Origin of the sequence: uncultured Barnesiella sp. (assembly GCF_946496565.1) — a bacterium.
Taxonomy (GTDB): Bacteria; Bacteroidota; Bacteroidia; order Bacteroidales; family Barnesiellaceae; genus Barnesiella; species Barnesiella merdigallinarum.
This window is the reverse complement of the sequence record NZ_CAMMHD010000017.1, coordinates 12035-30047: the sequence shown is the minus strand read 5'-3', so window position 1 is coordinate 30047 and position 18013 is coordinate 12035. Positions and strand designations below refer to the sequence as shown.

General features: G+C 55.2%; 12 protein-coding genes. 2 read left to right on the top strand and 10 right to left on the bottom strand.

Annotated elements, in window-relative coordinates; translation table 11 throughout:
* Positions 1–194: 194 nt before the first annotated feature.
* Positions 195–2486 carry an NADP-dependent malic enzyme gene (locus Q1K76_RS09620; protein WP_300132890.1) on the top strand — a complete coding sequence of 764 codons (2292 nt, stop codon included), beginning with the start codon at positions 195–197 and terminating at the stop codon, positions 2484–2486.
* 15 nt (positions 2487–2501) lie between these two features.
* Positions 2502–3266, top strand: a complete 765-nt coding sequence (locus Q1K76_RS09615; RefSeq protein ID WP_300132888.1) for an EFR1 family ferrodoxin — start codon at positions 2502–2504, stop codon at positions 3264–3266.
* A 45-nt stretch (positions 3267–3311) separates the two neighbouring features.
* Here Q1K76_RS09615 and Q1K76_RS09610 read toward each other — a convergent pair whose 3' ends face one another.
* From Q1K76_RS09610 to clpP, 10 genes are all read right to left on the bottom strand, one after another.
* Positions 3312–4070: a YaaA family protein gene (locus Q1K76_RS09610; RefSeq protein ID WP_300132886.1), complete on the bottom strand. Its 759-nt coding sequence runs from the start codon at positions 4068–4070 to the stop codon at positions 3312–3314.
* A 16-nt stretch (positions 4071–4086) separates the two neighbouring features.
* Complete coding sequence (gene mutL / locus Q1K76_RS09605; protein ID WP_258326975.1) at positions 4087–5985, bottom strand: DNA mismatch repair endonuclease MutL; 1899 nt, start codon at positions 5983–5985, stop codon at positions 4087–4089.
* A gap of 14 nt (positions 5986–5999) precedes the next feature.
* Complete coding sequence (locus Q1K76_RS09600) at positions 6000–7604, bottom strand: OstA-like protein (RefSeq protein ID WP_300132882.1); 1605 nt, start codon at positions 7602–7604, stop codon at positions 6000–6002.
* A gap of 30 nt (positions 7605–7634) precedes the next feature.
* Positions 7635–9005 carry a peptidylprolyl isomerase gene (locus tag Q1K76_RS09595; protein ID WP_087407648.1) on the bottom strand — a complete coding sequence of 457 codons (1371 nt, stop codon included), beginning with the start codon at positions 9003–9005 and terminating at the stop codon, positions 7635–7637.
* A 12-nt stretch (positions 9006–9017) separates the two neighbouring features.
* Positions 9018–9908: a peptidylprolyl isomerase gene (locus Q1K76_RS09590; RefSeq protein WP_087407649.1), complete on the bottom strand. Its 891-nt coding sequence runs from the start codon at positions 9906–9908 to the stop codon at positions 9018–9020.
* Between the two features lie 54 nt (positions 9909–9962).
* Positions 9963–11903, bottom strand: coding sequence for a peptidylprolyl isomerase (locus Q1K76_RS09585; protein WP_087407650.1), 1941 nt, complete (start codon positions 11901–11903; stop codon positions 9963–9965).
* Positions 11904–12052: 149 nt separating this feature from the next.
* Complete coding sequence (gene guaB, locus Q1K76_RS09580) at positions 12053–13525, bottom strand: IMP dehydrogenase (protein ID WP_258326977.1); 1473 nt, start codon at positions 13523–13525, stop codon at positions 12053–12055.
* A gap of 221 nt (positions 13526–13746) precedes the next feature.
* Positions 13747–15927 (bottom strand): DNA helicase RecQ, encoded by a 2181-nt coding sequence (recQ, locus tag Q1K76_RS09575; protein WP_087407651.1) that lies wholly within the window; start codon positions 15925–15927, stop codon positions 13747–13749.
* Positions 15928–16027: 100 nt separating this feature from the next.
* Entirely contained in the window at positions 16028–17260 is a 1233-nt protein-coding gene (gene clpX / locus Q1K76_RS09570; protein ID WP_087407652.1) for an ATP-dependent Clp protease ATP-binding subunit ClpX, read from the bottom strand.
* Positions 17247–17942 (bottom strand): ATP-dependent Clp endopeptidase proteolytic subunit ClpP, encoded by a 696-nt coding sequence (clpP, locus tag Q1K76_RS09565; protein WP_300132878.1) that lies wholly within the window; start codon positions 17940–17942, stop codon positions 17247–17249. The genes clpX and clpP overlap by 14 nt, the downstream gene beginning before the upstream one ends.
* Between the last annotated feature and the right edge of the window lie 71 nt (positions 17943–18013).

Below are 18013 nucleotides of genomic sequence, written 5' to 3'. Positions count from 1 at the left end.
CAATCGGCTCTGTTGCCGAATCGAGAGGAAAAGAAAGCGACTATTTATGTAATCTTTATTGTTAAAGAAACATTTTTCTTAACACATGAGATGAGATATATTTGCTACATTTGCATACGGCTTGCTTACAGTCTAAAAGCTATTTAACTTTTAAGCATACAAATTAAACGAAGAAACTACTTAATACTATATTTATGTCAAACGAATTAAAAGAAGATGCCTTAAAATATCACAGCGAAGGCAAAGCCGGGAAAATCGAAGTCGTTCCCACCAAGCCATACAGTACACAGCGCGACCTCTCCCTGGCCTATACGCCGGGCGTAGCCGAACCCTGTCTCGAGATAGAGAAGAACCCCGATACGGCGTATGAATATACGGCCAAGGGAAATCTGGTAGCCGTCATCTCCAACGGTACGGCCGTGCTGGGTCTGGGCGACATCGGTGCCCTGGCCGGCAAGCCGGTGATGGAGGGCAAGGGACTGCTGTTCAAGATATTTGCCGGCATCGACGTGTTCGATATTGAAGTCAACGAAAAAGACCCCGACAAATTTATCGAGGCCGTCAAGGCCATATCGCCTACCTTCGGCGGTATCAACCTCGAGGATATAAAGGCGCCCGAGTGTTTCGAAATCGAAACCCGCCTGAAAGAGGAGTTGAATATCCCCGTCATGCACGACGACCAGCACGGCACGGCCATCATCTCGGGTGCCGGTCTGCTGAACGCCCTCGAGATACAGGGCAAGAAAATCGAAGAGGCCAAGCTCGTGGTCAACGGTGCCGGTGCCGCCGCCATCTCGTGTACCAAGCTCTACATGGGTCTGGGCATCAGACGCGAAAACATTGTCATGGTCGACAGCAAAGGTGTTATCCGCTCCGACCGTCCCAACCTGCCCCCCTCGAAACAACAGTTCGCTACCGACCGCACCGACATCCACACGCTGGAAGAGGCCATGCGGGGTGCCGATATTTTCCTGGGCCTCTCGGTGGCCGACGTACTTACCCCCGAGATGGTACAGTCGATGAACGAGCGTCCTATCGTCTTTGCCCTGGCCAATCCCAATCCCGAGATTGCCTACGACAAGGCCATGGCTTCGCGCGACGACCTGATTTTCGCCACCGGCCGGTCGGACTATCCCAACCAAATCAACAACGTGCTGGGATTCCCCTATATCTTCCGCGGGGCGCTCGACGTACGCGCCACGACCATCAACGAAGAGATGAAACGGGCCGCCACCTACGCCATTGCCCAGCTCACCAAAGAGCCGGTGCCCGACGTGGTCAACTCGGCCTACGGCATCAAGCGCCTCACCTTCGGTCCGCAATACATCATTCCCAAAGCTCTCGACCCGCGGTTGCTCACCGCCGTAGCTCCGGCCGTGGCCCGGGCTGCCATGGAGTCGGGCGTGGCCCAGCACCCCATTACCGACTGGGATGCCTACAACGACCGGCTGAAGAAGCTCATGGGCTATGACAACAAGATGTTGCGCGAGTTTACCGAGATGGCCCGCAAGGAGCCCAAACGGGTGGTATTCGCCGAGGCCAACCACGCCAACATGCTGAAGGCTGCCGAGACGGCCATGCGCGACGGCATCTGCCACCCCATCCTGCTGGGCAACGACGAGCTCATCGGCAAACTGGCCGCCTCGATAGGCGTTGACCTCACGGGCATGCAGATTATCAACCTGCGCCACCCCGACGAGGAGGATCGCCGCTGCCGCTATGCCCACATGCTCACCGAGAAGCGTCAACGCGAGGGCATGACCTACCCCGAGGCTCACGAAAAGATGTTCGACCGCAACTACTTCGGTATGATGATGGTCGAAGCCGGCGAGGCCGATGCCTTCATCACCGGTACCTACTCGAAGTATGCCGAGACCATACAGATAGCCAAGGATGTGATAGGCATCCGCCCGGGCTACAAACACTTCGGCGCCATGCACATCCTGAACACCAAGCGGGGCACCTACTTCATTGCCGATACCCTCATCAACCGCAAGCCCACCACCGATACGCTGGTCGACATTGCCCGACTCGCCTACGACTCGGTGCGCTTCTTTGCGCAAGACCCCGTCATTGCCATGGTCTCCTACTCCAACTTCGGGTCGGACAACCTGGGCAGCCCGCAACGGATACACGAGGCTATCGAGATTCTGCACGAGCAGTACCCCGAGATGCTTATCGACGGCGAAATGCAGATGAACTTCGCCCTCAACAATGCATTGCGCGACAAGACCTACCCCTTCAACAAACTCAAGGGGCGCGAGGTAAACACCATCGTATTCCCCAACCTGAGCTCGGCCAACTCGGCCTACAAACTGATGCTCGAGATGGGGGTAGCCGAGTCGATTGGCCCGATTCAGATGGGATTGAACAAGCCTATCCACTTTACCGACATCGCCAGCTCTACGCGCGACATCGTCAACCTCACCACGGTAGCGGTACTCGATGCCATTGTACAGGAGCGTCAGAACAAAAACAAACAGTAAGCGAGAAGACAGATTATGTATATCGCACTATTCAGCCCTACGGGCGGTACCCGCAAGGCTGCCGAAATCATAGGGAGGGCCATAGACCCGCAGGCCGTCGAGATAGACCTCTCGAAAACCCAAGCCGAAGGGCTGCCCCTCGAGTTGGGACGTGACGAAGTGCTGCTGGCAGCAGTGCCCGTATTCGGCGGACGGGTTCCCGCCATTGCCATCGAACGACTGAAAGGAATCACGGGGCACGACACCCCGGCGATTCCCGTGGTCGTGTATGGCAACCGCGACTACGACGATGCCCTGCTCGAACTGAAGTCGGCGCTGGAGTCGAACGGCTTCCGCCCGGTTGCCGGTATCGCCTGCATTGCCGAGCACTCCATCATGCACGTCTACGCCACCGGCCGCCCCGATGCCTCCGACGAAGAGGTGCTGAAACGGTTTGCCTCACAGATAGTCGACAAGCTCAAGCGGGTGAAGGGCGGTATCCCCGCCCCCATCGAGGTAAAGGGCAACCCCGACTACAAGCCCTACAACGGCGTGCCCCTCAAGCCGCACGCCACCCGCGACTGCAATCGGTGCGGCACCTGTGCTGCCTTGTGCCCGGTGGGTGCCATTCCTCTCGACAATCCGCAGAAGACCGACACCAAGAAGTGCATCTCGTGCATGAGGTGCATCGCGGTGTGTCCGCACCAGGCCCGCAAAGTGAGCAAACTGAAAGTGGCCCTCTCGACCCGAATGCTGAAAAAGGCATGCGAGGTGCGCAAAGAGCCCGAGCTGTTTATCTAAAAAGAATATAGCCTCGCCTCCGGGAAGCGACGCGCAAGGGCCCCCTCACACGATAAATAGGGGATTGTCGGGCGTCGAATGACGGGGCGAAAAATGAAAACCTTCGGCCGAAAAGGCCTCCAACTCCTGGGGAGTCGTGAGTCTGTTTTTCAAGATAAAACGGGTCATGGCTCCCCTCATCATTTTGGCATAGACCACAATGGTCTTGAGGGTGTCGCCTTTGCTCACCTTGAACTCGGGAGTAACCACCCGCACCTCGCGGTTGAGGCGCGGCCAGTCGAGCGACTGTTGTATTTCGCGGCTGGCCAGATTGACCAGAATGCCGCCGGCAGCCTGCACGTCGGCAATGAGCCGGTCGGTTATGCGGGGGCGCCAGTAGGCATCCAGCGGGCAACCCGTCGAGGGGAGCTCCACGGTATACTCCATGCGGTAGGGCTTGATGCCGTCGAGAGCACGGGTGAGCCCATAGCAGGCCGAGGCGATGCGCAAGTGGTCCTGGGCATAGGTGAAGTCGGCCGCCGTGAAATCGGCCGGCGAGAGGTAACGGAAGACAATGCCCGTATAGGCCAGCAGCGAAGGCACCGCAGACGTCTCGGGCGAGAGGAAGGCGTTGTACCGTTCCCAGGTCTGCAGGGCCAGCGAGCGGCTCACACCCAGCATCGCAGTCAGTTCGTCGACCGAGTAACCCACCATCTCCCGGGCTATCCGGGTAGCTTCGTCCACAAAGAGGGGCTCCGTCACGGCGGGCACCTCGATCTTACACTTTCCGGTCATGGTCTTGGCCGGTGACAACAATACCAGCATAGGTTCGGCTATTTAGTCAGTTGAATCGTTTTTGCAACTCGTCATGCGAAATGACGACAAAGACCGTCTTCCCCGCAGGGGTATAGGCCGGCGTCTTGAGCGAAAGCAGGTCGTCGACCATCGTCGACATCTCCTCTTTCGAGAGCGTCTGCCCCACCGGCACGGCGGCAGCCTCGGCCAGCGTCCAGGCGATGCGCTGCTGCAGGGAGGTTTTGGCGTCGTGCTCCTTCTCCGAGGCGGTCGCAATCATCTGCCCTATCAGGTCGCAGGCATCGACCCCCTCTATCCCGGCGGGTACGGCATTGACCGAATAGCTGTTCTGCCCCATATCGGCCAGGTCGAATCCCAAGGCCGTCAAGTCGTCCCAAATCTCCCGCAGGACGGCGGCCTGCGAAACGGTGAGCTGCATCATCTCGGGGAAGAGGATACGTTGCGAGGCCATCTCGCGCGACGAGAAGCCCGCCATGAAACGCTCGAAGAGAATCACGCCGTGAGCCCGATGCTGGTCCACAATCATCAGACCGTCGGCCGTAGGCACGGCAATGTAGCGACCCTTCAACTGCAACACGGGCCGCCCGCTTTGGTTCAGTTTCGACTCAAATTCGGGGAAGATACCGCTCTCCTGAGGGGCTTTAGGCTCTTCGTCGGAGAGACGCGACACGTAACCGCCCGAGAAATCGACCTTCGAAGGCACCACCTCGTCGGTATCGGGAGTCAGACTCTCCCCTCCGCCGGCGCTGTTGAAACTGCTGTACAGCTGCTGCCAGTCGTATTGGGGCCGCTTGGCCGACGTGCCTCCCCCACCCGATCGGAAGGGGTTGTACGACTTGTCGACCTGCACCGTGGGAGGTACCACATGGGCTCCCGGTTTCGAGGTGGGAATCTCGGGGGCATCCTCCATGTCGAAGTCGATGGTGGGTGTCGCACTGTATTTGCCCAACGCCTCCTTGACCGAAGCCGAAAGAATCTGCCAGATAGGCTGCTCGTTCTCGAACTTGATTTCCGACTTCGTGGGATGAATGTTCACGTCGATGGTTTCGGGCTCGACCGTGAGGTTGATGAAGTAGTTGGGCATCTCGCCTACCGGTACCAGATTTTCGTAGCAGATGGTCACCGCCTTATGGAAATAGGGGTGACGCATGTAACGCCCGTTGACGAAAAAGTATTGCAGGGCTCCCCGCTTGCGGGCCGACTCGGGCCGGCCTACATAGCCCGAGATCTTGACCAGCGAAGTCGAGGTATCGAGCGAGAGCAACTGTTGGTTGAGGCTCTTCCCGAAGAGGGCCACGATGCGCTGGCGCAGGTTGGAGGCCGGCAGGTCGAAGAGTTCGGTATCGTTGTGCGTGAGGGTAAAGGCCACCTGGGTATTGATGAGGGCCATACGCTCAAACTCGCTCAGGATGTTGCTCAGCTCCACCTGATTCGACTTGAGGAACTTGCGACGGGCCGGCACGTTGAAAAAGATATTCTTCACGGAAAAGTTGCTGCCTACGGGCGTGGAGACGGACTCCTGCCCCTCGCATTGCGAGGCAGCCATGCGGACGCAGGTGCCCACCTCGTCCTCGCTGCGGCGGGTACGCAACTCAACCTGAGCAATGGCGGCAATCGAGGCCAACGCCTCGCCGCGGAAACCCATGGTGTGCAAGGTGAAAAGGTCTTCGGCCTTGCGTATCTTGGAGGTCGAGTGGCGCTCGAAAGCGAGCCGGGCGTCGGTGGGCGACATGCCCTTGCCGTTGTCGATTACCTGAATAAGGGTGCGGCCGGCATCCTTCAGTACGATCTGAATCGCAGTGGCACCGGCATCGACCGCATTCTCGACCAGCTCCTTGATGACCGAGGCCGGCCGTTGTATCACCTCGCCCGCGGCTATCTGATTGGCCACGGAATCGGGCAACAAATGTATAATATCACTCATAAAACCTCCTCTCGCTAATGACTGAACCGATGCTTCTTCTCCTCCTCGACCACCTCGGTCTTCACCTCGGGCTTGCGGAAGATGTCGTCGGGGCTCGTCGGCCTCAGCTCGTCGTACCACTTGTAGGCGGGCAGATAGAGCTGGTCGGGCTTCACCTGTTCCATGGGCGTCATGCTGCCCTGCGGCTGTGGCCAGATGATAATCTTCTCCATCTGCTGATTCTTCAGATACATGGTGAGGAATCCGCTCTCGGCCTTGTTGAGCCCCGTGAGGGTAGAGTCGCGCTCCTGCGGGTAGAAAATGGTCTGGGCGTTACCGCTCACATCGACCTGACGCAACTGCCCCTGGTCGAACCAGGCCTTCAGCGTCTTACCCGACACCTGGTCGAAGAAGACCGAATCCTTGTGCTGAGTAGCAAAGGCGGCGGCCGGGATATAGGCCCAGTCGACCGAACTGTCGTTCATGTGTATGCGTATGGTGTCGCCCGTTATCTGGTAGTTCTCGTTCCAGATGATGGGCAGTTTGTACATGTGCAGCAACGAGTCGGCCGAGGTGAACTCCATCGAGTCGCACACCCCCTGGGCATCGACCCGGAAGAACCGCACGCCGTGATAGGCCTGCAGCAGACGGGTGGAGTCGGGCAAAATGAGGTGCGACTTGAGGGTATCGGCGTGCAGGTAGAGGGTGTCGCCTCGCGAAAACTCGAGCACCCGGGCCGAGTCGGTGGCAAACGAATATTCGGTGCGCTCGTTGTAGAAGCCATACTGCCCCTCCATGATGATGGAGCGTACCGAGTCGTTGAGCACCATATTGCCGAAGACCTCGCCGAAGCCCGACCGGCGGTCGTAGTAGATGGTATCGCCCGTGAGGCTCTGCCCCTTCGAGGTGACCAGCGAGCGCTTCAGCAACATGGACTTGTCGGTCTCGGTGTTGTACCAGCCGGCGGTCGAATAGATGATGTTGCTGTCCGAGACGATGGTCGAAGGGCCCACGATGTCGGCTATCTTGGTTTGGGTATTGTACTCGAGGGTATCGGAGTAGAGAGTGTACTTCTCGTTAATCAGCTGCACGTCGAAGTTGAAGACCGACTGCTTCGTGTCGGGCGAGTATTGGCCGTAGACCGACGAGAGTTCGTTTTGCGAGTCGACCAGCTTGCCCCCGTCGAAATAGTAGCCGATGTTGGGTATCATCTCGTAGTTGAGACTATCGGTAAAGAGGGTCACGTCGCGGTTCTCCATGCGCACATTCTCGCGCAGGCGGGCTATCTGCTCGTTGCCGTTGTAGTAGAGCACATCGCCGTAGATAAAGAGGGTGTCGCCCTGCTCCATGTGCACGTTGCCGAAGGCATCGAGCGAGTTGTCCTTTTCATAAAAATAGGCACTGTCGCAATACATGTACATGCTGTCCTTGCGGAATACCACATTGCCCCGCAACACCCGGTAGTCGGCACTCTGCTCCTTGTCGAAGGTGAGTTCGTCGCTGTTGAGCAGATAGACCTTGTTAGGGTCGTCGCGCGGCGGCAAAGGCCGTTGCGGCGTAGTCGTAGCAGCCCACATACCAACAGCAAGCAGGCATAAAACACCTGCCAGCGTTTTATGCCTCTTACCTTGGTTATCCATATTTCTGTTCTTATCGTGCCCCATAGGCGCTTAATTCTTAATCCAACCGTCGTATTTAAATTCGCAGTTTCGCCACCCGTCCTTGATGCGGATGTAGGTTTCGTTCTGCTTCTTGGCCAGCCACTCGTTCAGGATTTCGGTTTTCTTCTTCTCCTCCACGATGGCCTTGAGGGTCTGATAGTCGTCCGACATGTTGGCCTTGTGTCCCTCGATGCGGCTCTTCAGTTTCACGATAGCCACCACCTCTTTGTTCTTACGCTCGTCGGTCATCACAAAGGGCTTCGAGATGTCGCCCACCTGCATGTCGGCCACCACCTTGGCGACATCCTGCGGGAGCTGCCCCATCTCGAACTTGGGGTTACCGGTCTGGGGATTCACCATCAACCCCTTGTTGTTGCGGGTATCCTTGTCTTGTGAAACAAATTGGGTAATCTCGTCGAACGAAAACTTCTTGTTGTCGACCAAGTCGGTACGGAGGGAGTCGAGACGTTCCAACGCATCGGTTATATCCTTTTCGGATACATGCGGACGCAGCAGAATGTGACGCACATTGATGCGGTCGCCCCGCTTCTCGATGAGCTGGATGATGTGGTAGCCGTACTCGGTCTCGACAATCTTCGACACCTTTTTCGGGTCGTTCAGGTTGAAGGCCACATCGGCAAACTCGGGCACCAGGTTACTCTTGCTCACAAAGCCCATCTCGCCGCCCATCATGGCTGTACCCCGGTCTTCGGAGTAGAGCACGGCCAGGGTCGAGAAGTCGCGTTCGCCGCGGTTCACCTGGTCGCTGAAGTCGCGCAACCGGGCCTTCACGTTGTCAATCTCCTGCTGGGGAACCTTGGGGTTGAGGGTAATAATCTGCACCTCGACCTGCAAGGGGATATAGGGGATACTGTCGGAGGGCAACTGGTTGTAGAAGCGACGCACCTCGGCGGGGGTAATCTTCACATCCTTGACCAGCGTGCGCTGTACCTCCTGCACCGTGCCCTGGTCGCGAATGATATTGGCCAGCTCTTCGCGAATCTCGGTAACGGGTTTCTTGAAATACTCCTCCATCTTCTCCTTGGAACCGATGTTGGCAATGAGGTAGTTGATACGGGCCTCGACCTGCTGGAAAACAGTGGCGTCGGGCACCGTAATGGTGTCGAGCTTGGCCTGGTGCAGGAAGAGTTTCTGCACGGCGAGCTGCTCGGGTATCACACAATAGGGATCGCCGTCGATACGCTGCCCGTCATATTGCATCTGGCGGTACTGCTCCTCGACCTCCGACTTGTAGATGGCCTCGTCGCCTACGACCCATACGACCTCGTCGATGACGTTGTCGTCGTCATCGGCAAAAACCGGCAGAGACACCGCTACTGCCAATACGAAAAACAAAAGCCAATCAGTAAGTTTACGCATAATTCAAAAATCTTATTTTATACTATCGTCTCGCAGAGATTGCTCTCGCGGATATAACCATTTTATTTCGCCCGATTTCTCGGCGTCGTTGTAGAGATTCTCCTCCAGTTCCCGGTTGAAGTCGAGCCGGTTGCTGTTGGCCAGAATCTCCTGTATCTGAGTCTTGGCAAAATCGTAGGGCATCACCTCGCCCGGAGCCTTGTACTCGGTAATGTTGAGCAGATACCAGTAGCCGTTCTTGTTGAACTCGAGCTTGCGGTGACTCTTCAAGAAGGTTTCGGGGTCGCCGAACTCGTAGGGGATATTGCTCACAATCTCTTCAAAGGGTACCCAACGATCGTAGAAGTAGTCGTAGATAACGACATTTTTCAAGGCATACTTCTCAATCTTCTCCACCCCGTCGGACTTGGGCGAACAATACCACTTTTTCAACTGCCCGATGTTGGGAGCATTCTCGGGGACCTTCAGAAAGAGACCTTTGAGAATAGCCTCGCGCAAGCGGAACATATCGGAGTTTTTCTCGTAATAGTCGAGCATCTCCTGCTCGTCGATCTCCTTGTCGGCCCGCTCGCTCAACAACCGCTTGCGGTACTCGAAGATGACCAGATCGCGACGGTATCGCTCGACCAGTGCGTCGATGCGCTCCAGGTCGGGCACATTCTTGCGAGCTACCTCGTAGAGCAGCTCGTCGTCGATCCAGCGGTGTATGTAACGCTCGGCAAACTCGGCACTATCGGCAGGCGAAAGTCCCTCGGGCATGGCCTCGACAACCTCGTGGCGCGACAGGATGGCATCGCCCACCTGCACCAGCGAATCTTCATCGGTCCGTAACCCACTTCGGCACGCCGTGAAAAGGCATGCCGAAAGGATTGCAGCGAATAGTGTTGTCGATACTTTATACATGTTGCCGAGCGCCGTGGTTAATCGTCTGCTAAAATACGACTAAATAACCACTTGCTATTGCTTGTTAACGGTTTTTAGAACATCTTCATTTATTTCTACCGGGTACTTCTTGTTGAGGTTTTCGACCCATACCTTCTCGAGATAGTTCTGATAATCGGCCGTCACCTGACCGCGTACGTCGGTATAAGCCTCGGGATATTTCTTCAACAGCTTGCCCGACACGAAGGCTACCGGCAGTTTCTCGTCGGCCTTGGCCGGAGCGCCCTTGAATACCAGTTGGTCTACCCAACCATTCTCGCCCTCGACAAAGAGGCCGCGCTCTACCTTCACCCGGGTGAGCGAGTCGGTGTTGAACTCGCGGGTGAGTACCACGATTACCGAGTCGGCATCGAGTTTCTTCAACTGTTTCTTGATGGCCGTGGCGGTGGTATCGTCGCTACATTGGATAAGGAACCCTTTGTAGTGCGGTTTGTCCCATTTGTATTTTTTCTTGTTTTTCTTGAAGAACTTCTGCAGGCCTTCGGTATCTTGCGAAGCCTTCTCCCATACCTCACGGTTGCTCACTTCGAAGAGCAGCATGCCGTCGCGGTATTCGTTCATCAGGTTGCGGAAGTCGGGATATTTCTCCTCGAGACGGCTCTTCTCGTAATCGAGAATCTCGCGGTCGACCATGAAACCGACCATGGCCGAGATGTAGTCCGACACGTTGCGAGTCACGTCGCGACCCTTGGGCAAGAACTTGGCAAAGTCGGCTACGGTATAGGTGTGACCCTGGAACGAGAAGAGTTGGCTCTGGTCGTTGTGAATGGCTGCGATGTAAGACGAATCGACCTTACCCATCTCCTGGGCCAGCTTCATCAGTTTCTCCTGCTGAGCCTCGACCAGTGCGAAATTGTATTCGGTCTTCAACTTGGCCACCATGGCATTGCGAGCCATGCCGCCCCGCTCGTCGCGAGTCATCATGCGGGCAATCTCCGAACGCATCTGCTCAAAGGGCTTGATACCCCGCTTGTCGAGCAACTTGATGATGTGCCAGCCATAGGGCGAGAGCACGGGCTCGGAGATGTCGCCTTTGTTCTTGAGGGCAAAACCGGCATCTTCAAACTCTTTGACAAACTGACCGCTGCTTACCCAGGGCAACTCACCGCCGCGTACGGCCGTGCCTTTGTCCTCCGAGCGCTCCTTGGCCAGCGTGGCAAAGTCGGCCCCGGCCTTCAACTCGGCATAGATGGCACGAATCTCGGCCTCTTTCTGTTTCTTCACCTCGTCGGAAGCGTTGCGGGGAACCAGCACCATGATGTGTGCAAAGAGAAACTCACCGGGGTTGGGCCGACGGCTGTGTACCTTGATGATGTGGTAGCCAAACTGGGTCTCCACCACGTCCGACACCTCGCCCGGCTGCAGGGCAAATGCGGCTTTCTCGAACGGATAGACGGTGCGGCCGCCACTGATGAATCCCAAATAGCCTTTGTTCTGGCGCGAACCGTCTTCGCTGTATTTCTCGGCCAGAGCACCGAAGTCCTGACCGTCTCTGATGCAGTTCAATATCGAGTCGGCTTTCTGCCGTGCGGCTGCACGCTCCTCGGGAGTGCGGGCATTGAGGCCGATAAGGATGTGGCTAACCTCTACATCCTCTTTCATGCGGTCGTAAGCCTCGCGGGCCAACTTCTCGTCGACCGACGAATCGATGAGATAGGGCTTGGCCAACTCGTCGCGATACCCGGCCAACTCTTTTTTGAAAGCGGCGGTCGTGTCGATGCCCAGAGCCTCGGCCTCGGCCACCTTGAGTTTATAGTTCTTAAATAGCGTAACGTATTCGTCGAGCGACTTCTGGTCGATTTGCTGCTGGCTGTTCTTGTTGTAGATATACTCGAACTCCGATTTGTGAATATCCTTGTTGTTTACTCTCATAATGACCGGGTCTACATCGGCAGCCAAGACCCAGGCCCAGGAATTACCGGCAAGCAAAGCCGCTACAAGCCATTTGTTTTTCATTGTGTTATGCGTTATGTTTTTATCGAGACCCTTGCGGGCTCAAGTTATCAAAAAAATAATACACTATTTTAACGCTGCAACGATAGAAAAATTATATGGCAACCGCTAAAATAGTGTATCATTTTTTCGCAAAAATCTATTTCACTCCGTTATCCCCGGCTGTAATTGGGAGCCTCGCTGGTGATGGTCACGTCGTGGGGGTGACTCTCGGCTACACCGGCGTTGGTGATACGGGTAAATTTAGCGTTGTGCAGGGCTTCGATGTCCTTGGCACCGCAATAGCCCATACCGGCACGCAGACCGCCTACCATCTGGTAAACCACTTCGTAGAGCGAGCCTTTGAAGGGGACACGGGCGGCGATACCCTCGGGTACCAGCTTCTTGGTATCGGTTTCGTTGGCCTGGAAATAACGGTCTTTCGAACCCTTCTCCATGGCTTCGAGCGAACCCATGCCGCGGTACGACTTGTACTTACGGCCGTTGAAGATGATGGTCTCGCCCGGCGACTCTTCCACACCGGCCAGCATGCCACCCAGCATCACCGAGTAGGCTCCGGCGGCCAGCGCCTTGACAATATCACCCGAGTAACGGATACCACCGTCGGCAATCAAGGGTACACCCGTACCTTTCAGAGCCTTGGCCACATCATATACGGCCGACAGCTGAGGCACACCCACACCGGCAATAACGCGGGTCGTACAGATGGAACCCGGACCGATACCGACTTTCACACCGTCGGCTCCGGCATCGACCAGGTAACGGGCAGCCTCGCCAGTGGCAATATTGCCCACAACGACATCGATGTCGGGATATTTGGCCTTAATATCTTTCAATACGCCAATCACACCTTTGGAGTGACCGTGTGCCGTATCGATGACGATAGCATCGGCACCTGCCTCGACCAGGGCGTCGACACGGGTCATCGAGTCGACGGTAACGCCCACTCCGGCAGCTACGCGCAGACGGCCCAGCTTGTCTTTGCAGGCAAACGGTTTGTCCTTGGCTTTGGTAATATCCTTGTAGGTTACCAGTCCTACGAGATGCCCTTCCTTGTCGACTACGGGCAGCTTCTCGATCTTGTATTTCTGGAGGATGTCGGCAGCCTGCTGCAGGTCGGTCGACTGCGAGGTTGTAACCAGGTTCTCCTTGGTCATCACCTCGTCGACCAAACGGTCGAGATCGCGCTCAAACCGCAAGTCGCGGTTGGTAACGATACCCACCAGTATCTTGTTTTCGTTGACTACGGGGATACCACCGATGTGGTATTCGCTCATCATCGCCAATGCTTCGCGCACCGTAGAGCCGCAACGTATGGTCACGGGGTCGTAAATCATACCGTTCTCGGCACGTTTCACGGCGTGTACCTGCCGGGCCTGGGCCTCGATGCTCATGTTTTTATGAATCACGCCAATGCCGCCTTCGCGAGCGATAGCGATTGCCAACTGTGCTTCGGTAACGGTATCCATGGCCGCCGAAACTAAAGGAATATTTAATCGGATATTTCGTGAAAACTGTGTCGAGAGCTCGACTTCACGAGGGAGGACTTCGGAGTAAGCGGGGATTAACAATACATCGTCAAAGGTTAATCCGTCCATCACCACTTTTTCTGCAACAAATGACATAATGAAGTTCATTAGAATTTTATTGCATGCAAAGATAAAAATTTTTTGCAAGCTATTATAGAGCTTCGACAGATTTTTTTATTATTTATTGTTCGCTCCAAAGAGAGTCGAACAGGGTGCCCCGACCGCTCCCACCGACCGGCGCGAGCAGAGCCGGTACCGATACAGAAAGGGGCGGCCCGTGTATCGAGTCGCCCCTTTGTATCGTAACGCTGGTTATATCAATTTCCCATCTCGGAGAGGAACTTGATACGAATCAACCGTATCTCCTCCTCGCTGTATTCCATGCCAAACTCTTCGATGGCATCCTCGAGGCTGTCGCTCTCGCTCTCCTTGAAGTAGTTGAAAATGTCGTCGATGTGCTCGTCGTCCATAATCTCGCGCAGGAAGTAATCGATGTTAATCTTCGTGCCCGAGTAGACGATGGCCTCGATTTCGTCGAGCAGCTCGCTGAAGTCGAGCCCCTTCGACTCGGCCAGTTCGTCGAGGGCAATCTTGCGGTCGATGGCTTGGATAATCGAGACCTTCAGCTTCGACTTGTTGGCTACGGTGCGCACGCGCAGGTCTTCGGGACGCTCGATTTCGTTCTCCTCGACGTGAGCCTTGATGACCTTGATGAACTCCTCGCCGTATCGTTTGGCTTTGCCGGCACCCACACCCGGAATGTTCTGCAACTCCTCGAGGGTGATGGGATAGGTCGTGGCCATGGCTTCGAGCGACGGGTCCTGGAAGATGACGTAGGGCGGCAACTCGAGCCGCTTGGCAATCTTCTTGCGCAGGTCTTTGAGGATGGCGTACAGCTCGGGGTCTACCGCACAGGCAGCTCCGCCCTTCATGGGTACCTCTTCCTCCATCTCTTCGAAATCGACATCCTTCACAATCTTGAACGATACCGGATTCTTCAGGAATGCGTGTCCGGCTTTGGTCACCTTCAACAATCCATAGTTTTCAATATCCTTACTGATATAACCGGCTATCAATGCCTGACGGATTACGGCATTCCACGTACGCTCGTCTTCGCCCTGTCCGCTACCGAAGACCTCCAGATCTTCGTGCTGATACGAGAGCACCTGGCTGGTCTCTTTGCCCAGCAGGACATCGATAACATATTCGGTTTTAAATTTCTCTTTCAGTGCAATGATAGTTTCAAGAACCGCACAAAGTTGATCTTTTGCTTCCACTTGTTTTTTAGGATTTAGGCAATTATCACAATTTCCGCAATTGTCTTCTTCATACTCCTCACCGAAGTAGTGCAGCAGAATCTTGCGGCGGCAGAGCGACGACTCGGCATAGGCTGCGGTTTCCAGCAGCAACTGTTTGCCTATCTCTTGCTCGGCCAGGGGTTTACCCTGCATGAACTTCTCGAGTTTCTGCAAGTCTTTGTTGATATAAAATGTTATACATTGGCCTTCACCTCCGTCACGACCGGCACGTCCCGTCTCCTGATAGTAGCCCTCGAGGCTCTTGGGTATATCGTAGTGTATGACATAGCGCACATCGGGTTTGTCGATGCCCATGCCAAAGGCTATCGTGGCGACGATAACGTCGATCTTTTCCAACAGGAATGCGTCCTGGTTTTGCGTACGGGTAGCCGAGTCCATACCGGCGTGGTAGGGCAACGCCCGTATCCCGTTCACCTGCAGTAGTTCGGCCAGCTCTTCCACCTTCTTGCGGCTCAGGCAATAGATGATGCCCGACTTCCCCTCCTGCGACTTGATATATTTGATTATATCCTTGTCGATATTCGCCGTCTTGGGACGTACCTCGTAGTAGAGGTTGGGCCGGTTGAACGACGACTTGAAGACCGTGGCATCGAGCATGCCCAGGTTCTTCTGGATATCGTGCTGCACCTTGGGGGTGGCAGTGGCCGTGAGGGCGATAACGGGTTTCACACCGATCTCGTTGATGATGGGTCGTATGCGGCGATACTCGGGACGGAAGTCGTGCCCCCACTCCGAGATACAGTGCGCCTCGTCGACAGCATAGAACGAGATGTTTACCTGACGCAAAAAGTCGATATTCTCTTCCTTGGTAAGCGACTCGGGTGCGACATACAGCAATTTGGTTTTTCCCGACAATATATCACTCTTGACCTGATCGATTGCCGCTTTGTTGAGCGAGGAGTTTATAAAGTGAGCCACACCGTCTTCGGCGCTGAAGTTGCGCATGGCATCGACCTGGTTTTTCATCAATGCAATCAAAGGCGAAATGACGACGGCCGTCCCGTCGAGAATCAGGGACGGTAGTTGATAACAAAGCGACTTACCTCCTCCGGTAGGCATCAATACAAAGGTGTCTTTCCCGGCGAGTAAATTTTTGATGATCGCTTCCTGATTTCCTTTGAAGGTATCGAATCCGAAATGCTTTTTCAGTTCCTCGGTCAAATTTACTTCTTTTGCCATACGGTTATTCTCTTTCTCGTTATTGGTTAGCCGATCTCTTATCGGTCTAACAAATTTATAAACAACTCTGCGTAATTACCAAATTTTAATGCTGCTTTTTTTATACGGCCAATAGTTTTGCTTTCTCTAATTTTTTCTCGGCATAGCTGCGGGTGATGTTCAGCTTCTTCTTCGCCGACGAGGGGGTCTCGTACATGGCATCCATCATCACCGTCTCGACAATCGAGCGCAGTCCGCGGGCTCCCAGTTTGAACTCGATGGCCTTGTCGACCACATAGTCGAGCATGTCGTCGTCGAAGGTGAGCTTCACGCCATCCATCTCGAACAGTTTGACATACTGCTTGATAATCGAGTTTTTGGGCTCGACCAGAATACGGCGCAGAGCGTCGCGATCGAGGGGATTCAGGTAGATGAGGATGGGCAGACGCCCGATAATCTCGGGGATGAGACCATACGACTTGAGGTCTTGCGGGGCAATGTACTGCAACAGGTTGTCGCGGTTGATGCGGTTGTTGCTGCCACCGCCGTTGAACCCTACCACGTGGGCATTGAGCCGCATGGCTATCTTGCGCTCGATACCGTCGAAGGCCCCGCCGCAGATGTAGAGGATGTTCTTGGTGTTGACCGGAATCATCTTCTGCTCGGGGTGCTTGCGCCCGCCTTGGGGCGGCACGTTCACGATAGAGCCTTCGAGCAGCTTGAGCAACCCTTGCTGCACGCCCTCGCCGCTCACGTCGCGGGTAATCGAGGGGTTGTCGCTCTTGCGGGCTATCTTGTCGATCTCGTCGATAAAGACGATACCCCGCTCGGCGGCCTCCACATCATAGTCGGCCACTTGAAGCAGGCGGGTGAGAATGCTCTCTATATCTTCGCCCACGTAACCGGCCTCGGTGAGCACCGTGGCATCGACAATGGTAAAGGGCACCTTGAGCAGCCGGGCAATGGTCTTGGCCAGTAAGGTCTTGCCGGTACCCGTGGGGCCTACCATGATGATGTTCGACTTCTCTATCTCCACATCGTCGGCATCGTCGGTCGCATTCTGCATGATGCGCTTGTAGTGGTTGTAGACCGACACGGCCAGGTAGCGCTTGGCATCGTCCTGCCCGATGACGTACTGGTCGAGAAAGCTCTTTATCTCTTCGGGCTTGGGCAACTCCTCGCGCGAAATCGACCATTTCGAATTTTTCTTCCGCTTCTTGTGCAGATACTCTTCGGAAAGGAGGTAGGCCTGTTCGGCACACTCGTCACAGATGCAGCCGTCACGGCCGGGCATCAGCAACCGCACCTCGTTTTCACCTCGTCCGCAAAAACTACACTTCTCACCTTTCGCCATTGTTCAAATCGTTTTTCTTGGATTTAACCAATACCTCATCGATCATGCCATACTCTTTGGCTTCGGCGGCAGTCATCCAGTAGTCACGGTCCGAATCTTTCTCTACCCGCTCGTAGGTGTTGCCCGAGTGGTCGGCGATAATGGTATAAAGTTCTTTCTTGAGTTTCTGTATTTCGCGAGCGGTAATCTCAATATCCGAGGCCTGACCCTGGGCGCCACCCATCGGCTGGTGAATCATCACCCGCGAGTGTTTCAGGGCAAAGCGTTTCCCCTTGGTACCGGCTACCAGCAGCACGGCTCCCATCGAGGCGGCCATACCGGTGCAGATGGTCGACACGTCGCAGCTGATGAACTGCATGGTGTCGTAGATGCCCAACCCGGCATAAACCGACCCGCCCGGCGTATTGAAATAAATCGAGATGTCTTTACCGGGGTCGGCGGCATCGAGGTAGAGCAACTGCGCCTCTATGACATTCGAGGTATAATCGTCGATAGGTGTTCCCAGAAAGATCACACGATCCATCATCAAACGCGAGAACACGTCCATCTGAGTGACATTCAACTGACGCTCCTCCATAATGGTCGGAGAGAGGTAACTGCTGGTAAACTGTGCATACTGGTCCAAAGCCAGACCGTTCATGCCTAAATGCTTCACCGCATAATTTCTAAAATCGTTGGTCATGTTATACGTATTTAATTGTTTCTATCCCTATTTTCAATCCATGGTTGCGAAAGCCATAGCCAAAGTCAAAC

Bases quoted from the DNA above. Each gene is read 5' to 3' on its own strand.
- Q1K76_RS09620 (WP_300132890.1), top strand. From the start codon at position 195: ATGTCAAACGAATTAAAAGAAGATGCCTTAAAATATCACAGCGAAGGC.
- Q1K76_RS09615 (WP_300132888.1), top strand. From the start codon at position 2,502: ATGTATATCGCACTATTCAGCCCTACGGGCGGTACCCGCAAGGCTGCC.
- Q1K76_RS09610 (WP_300132886.1), bottom strand. From the start codon at position 4,070: ATGCTGGTATTGTTGTCACCGGCCAAGACCATGACCGGAAAGTGTAAG.
- mutL (WP_258326975.1), bottom strand. From the start codon at position 5,985: ATGAGTGATATTATACATTTGTTGCCCGATTCCGTGGCCAATCAGATA.
- Q1K76_RS09600 (WP_300132882.1), bottom strand. From the start codon at position 7,604: ATGGATAACCAAGGTAAGAGGCATAAAACGCTGGCAGGTGTTTTATGC.
- Q1K76_RS09595 (WP_087407648.1), bottom strand. From the start codon at position 9,005: ATGCGTAAACTTACTGATTGGCTTTTGTTTTTCGTATTGGCAGTAGCG.
- Q1K76_RS09590 (WP_087407649.1), bottom strand. From the start codon at position 9,908: ATGTATAAAGTATCGACAACACTATTCGCTGCAATCCTTTCGGCATGC.
- Q1K76_RS09585 (WP_087407650.1), bottom strand. From the start codon at position 11,903: ATGAAAAACAAATGGCTTGTAGCGGCTTTGCTTGCCGGTAATTCCTGG.
- guaB (WP_258326977.1), bottom strand. From the start codon at position 13,525: ATGTCATTTGTTGCAGAAAAAGTGGTGATGGACGGATTAACCTTTGAC.
- recQ (WP_087407651.1), bottom strand. From the start codon at position 15,927: ATGGCAAAAGAAGTAAATTTGACCGAGGAACTGAAAAAGCATTTCGGA.
- clpX (WP_087407652.1), bottom strand. From the start codon at position 17,260: ATGGCGAAAGGTGAGAAGTGTAGTTTTTGCGGACGAGGTGAAAACGAG.
- clpP (WP_300132878.1), bottom strand. From the start codon at position 17,942: ATGACCAACGATTTTAGAAATTATGCGGTGAAGCATTTAGGCATGAAC.